The organism is Streptomyces aureus, assembly GCF_001418135.1.
Taxonomy (GTDB): Bacteria; Actinomycetota; Actinomycetes; order Streptomycetales; family Streptomycetaceae; genus Streptomyces; species Streptomyces aureus_A.
Window position 1 is genome coordinate 1 of record NZ_LIPQ01000653.1, and the last position, 3,113, is coordinate 3,113.

The following is a 3,113-nucleotide window of genomic DNA, read 5'->3' on the forward strand; positions in this document are numbered from 1 at the left end:
GCCGGCGCGAGAACGGGTTCGAGGGCAGGGGCGGGGGCCGGCTCGGCCGGGGCGCTGAGCGGTACGCCGGGGAACGGCGCGTACTCACGGAACGGGCCCTCGGTCGTCGCGCCCAGCACGGCGTAGGAACGCGTCCCGACCGGGACGGCGGGCGGCGGCGCGGCGAGCGTGAACCACACCACTTTCCCGTCGGCCCCGCACGGGCGGACACCCCAACTCTCGCTGACCGCGCCGACGATGGCGAGGCCACGACCGGACGTGGCCAGCTCGTCGCCTCCGTCGAGCGGGTCCGGGCAGCCGACGGCCTCCGGTATGCGGGGGTCGTGGTCCCGGACGGAGACCGTGAGGCGGTCGAGCAGCAGCTCGATCTCGACGGTGCACCGCTTGTCCGGCTGGGCATGGCGGTGGACGTTCGTCAGAAGCTCGGTGACACCGAGCACGGCATGGTCGATCAAAGCGTCGAGCTGCCAATGACGGAGATGCGCGGAAACAATTCTGCGGACCTGTCCGATCCGCGACGGCAGGGCGTGGAGCTCCACCGCGTAGTACCTGCTCGGCTCGCTGATCACGGCTGCGACTCCCCGAAGTAGTCCGGAAGAAGACGAAGATTCGGATCTCACATGCGGTACAGCAGGGTGGCGACCTGAGCACACTGTCACCACCGGTCAACCCTCGGTGAGGTGGTTCCAGCGTGAGCCAATGGTGAGCGTCCCGCAACTCACGGCGACCCGCGACACGCCGAGCGGTCGCCTCAGCGCCGCCCCGCCGCCCGCTTCAGCGCTGCCAGGAACCGCCCCGACTCCTCGGACGCCCCGCGGTCTTCGCCCCCGGTGGCGCCGCCCTTGTCGAGGGTCAGCCGGTAGCGCGTGCCGTTCACGGTGGCCACCGCCTCGTCGGGCTTCGCGAACCACGGGCGTCCCGCCCGGACCGCCGTCACGGGCGCGCTGTCGATCTCGCTGCCGTAACTCGTGAGGAGGGCGAGCCGCCCGTCCTCGATCCGCACCTCGCCGGCGCGTGTCAGTGAACGCGGCCAGCGGGCGATCCGTACGCCCCTGGCGCTGAACTCGGGTTCCGACATGCCGATCCGCCCCTTTCACCCGGTTGCCCTCCCAGTGTGCCGGGCCGCCGCGGCCCGCACCAGGGGCCCTTCCGTACGGCGTCCGCAAGCCATCCCTATGGAGAGTCAAAGGAAACGTTTGCCCAGGTGGGAGGGGTATCGTCGGCGGCGGGGGAGTACCTGGGAAGTGATCGAGGAGAGGCGCGGATGAGCACCACCGAGAACAGTGCGGAGAGCGGTGTCACCGCCGCGGCGGTGACCGTCGACGTCGACCGCTCCGATCCGGCGTACCGGTCCTGGCTCAAGGAGGCCGTCCGCAAGGTCCAGGCCGACGCCAACCGCTCGGCCGACACGCATCTGCTGCGCTTCCCGCTCCCCGAGAAGTGGGGCATCGACCTCTACCTCAAGGACGAGTCCACCCACCCCACCGGCAGCCTCAAGCACCGCCTGGCCCGCTCCCTCTTCCTGTACGGCCTCTGCAACGGCTGGATCCGGCCCGGCAAGCCGGTCATCGAGGCCTCCAGCGGCTCGACCGCCGTCTCCGAGGCGTACTTCGCGAAGCTCATCGGCGTCCCCTTCATCTCCGTGATGCCCCGCACGACCAGCCCCGAGAAGTGCCGGCTGATCGAATTCCACGGCGGGCAGTGCCACTTCGTCGACGACTCGCGCACGATGTACGAGGAGGCCGCCGCGCTCGCCGAGCGCACCGGCGGCCACTACATGGACCAGTTCACCTACGCGGAGCGGGCCACCGACTGGCGCGGCAACAACAACATCGCCGAGTCGATGTACCAGCAGCTGCGGCTGGAACGCTATCCGGAGCCCGCCTGGATCGTGGCCACCGCGGGCACCGGCGGCACCTCGGCGACCATCGCCCGCTACGTCCACTACATGCAGCACGACACCCGCATCTGTGTCGCCGACCCCGAGAACTCCTGTTTCTTCGACGGCTGGACGCATCACGACCCGCACGCCAGCGCCGACTGCGGTTCGCGGATCGAGGGCATCGGCCGTCCCCGGATGGAGCCGAGCTTCGTGCCCGGCGCCATCGACCGCATGATGAAGGTCCCCGACGCGGCGAGCGTCGCCGCCGTCCGCGCCCTGGAGGCGGCGATCGGCCGCAAGGCGGGCGGTTCCACAGGCACCGGCCTGTGGAGCGCCTTCAAGATCATCGCCGAGATGGTCGCCCACGAGCGGACCGGCAGTGTCGTCACCCTGATCTGCGACGGGGGCGAGCGCTACCTGGACAAGTACTACTCCGACGAATGGCTGGCCGCCCAGGGCCTGGACATCGGCCCGTACAGCGCCGCTATCGAACGGTTCCTGGCGACGGGGGCCTGGCCGGAGTGAGCCGCCGGTCGAGCCGGCGCGCGGCGTCCCGGAAGGACAGCCCCACGCCCGGCCCCGCCAGGCGCAGCGCCAGCCGGAACGGCGCGGCACCGTCGGCGGCCATCGTCCACCGCAGCCGGGTGCCCTTGCCGACGGGGGAGAGGGCCCACTCCTCCGCGAGGGCCGCCATGCCGGGGGCGTTGGTCGAGTCGACCCGGTAGGCGTACCGGGCGCCGGGCTCGGCGGCGAGGATCGTCTCCTCGAAGACGATCCCGCCCCGGAGGCGGACCGTCCGGCCCGCCCCGTCGCCCGACGGGACGGCGGAGGTGACCGCGGTGAACCAGGCGGGCATGCTCCCCACCTCCACGGCGAGGGACCGGTAGACCGTCGGGGGCGGGGCGGCGAGCGTCGCCGTGAAGACCAGACGGACGGGCGCGGACACGGTGAAGTCGAGCTCCACCGGCCTCAGTCGGCGTGCCATGGACCAACCCTCCCCAGGATGGAACAGGACGGAAGCGGAAGTGCACCCTAGCTGACGGAATGTCAACAGCACAGGGGGTGCGGACGGTGGCCCCGCTCACTCCTCGGAGCGGGCCTCAGCCGTCGGCCTCCGCCGTCGGCAGCACCCGCCGCCGGCCTCCGCCGTCGGCCGCACCCGCCGTCGGCAGCACTCGCCACCGGCCTCAGCCGTCGGCCGCACCCGCCACCGGCCTCCGCCGTCGGCCTC

Annotated in this window: 4 protein-coding genes; 1 reads left to right on the forward strand and 3 read right to left on the reverse strand. The window is 71.8% G+C overall.

Translation table 11 applies throughout. The features are described from left to right. Positions 1-569, reverse strand: a 569-nt coding sequence (locus AOK00_RS35680; protein WP_063886716.1) for an ATP-binding protein, incomplete at its 3' end; no start/stop codon positions are given. A gap of 182 nt (positions 570-751) precedes the next feature. Continuing rightward, a complete protein-coding gene (locus tag AOK00_RS35685; RefSeq protein WP_055604251.1) occupies positions 752-1,078 on the reverse strand; it encodes a hypothetical protein in 327 nt (108 codons plus the stop codon). A 186-nt stretch (positions 1,079-1,264) separates the two neighbouring features. Between AOK00_RS35685 and AOK00_RS35690 the strand changes: the two genes are divergently transcribed. Continuing rightward, complete coding sequence (locus AOK00_RS35690; RefSeq protein ID WP_055604252.1) at positions 1,265-2,407, forward strand: PLP-dependent cysteine synthase family protein; 1,143 nt, start codon at positions 1,265-1,267, stop codon at positions 2,405-2,407. On the opposite strand, the gene AOK00_RS35695 is transcribed toward AOK00_RS35690, so the two are convergent. After that, complete coding sequence (locus tag AOK00_RS35695; protein ID WP_079042368.1) at positions 2,367-2,867, reverse strand: SRPBCC family protein; 501 nt, start codon at positions 2,865-2,867, stop codon at positions 2,367-2,369. The genes AOK00_RS35690 and AOK00_RS35695 overlap by 41 nt on opposite strands. Positions 2,868-3,113 lie beyond the last annotated feature (246 nt).

What these genes read in the sequence shown, in the direction of transcription:
- AOK00_RS35685 (WP_055604251.1), bottom strand. Translation starts at nt 1,078, where the DNA reads ATGTCGGAACCCGAGTTCAGCGCCAGGGGCGTACGGATCGCCCGCTGG.
- AOK00_RS35695 (WP_079042368.1), bottom strand. Translation starts at nt 2,867, where the DNA reads ATGGCACGCCGACTGAGGCCGGTGGAGCTCGACTTCACCGTGTCCGCG.
- AOK00_RS35690 (WP_055604252.1), top strand. Translation starts at nt 1,265, where the DNA reads ATGAGCACCACCGAGAACAGTGCGGAGAGCGGTGTCACCGCCGCGGCG.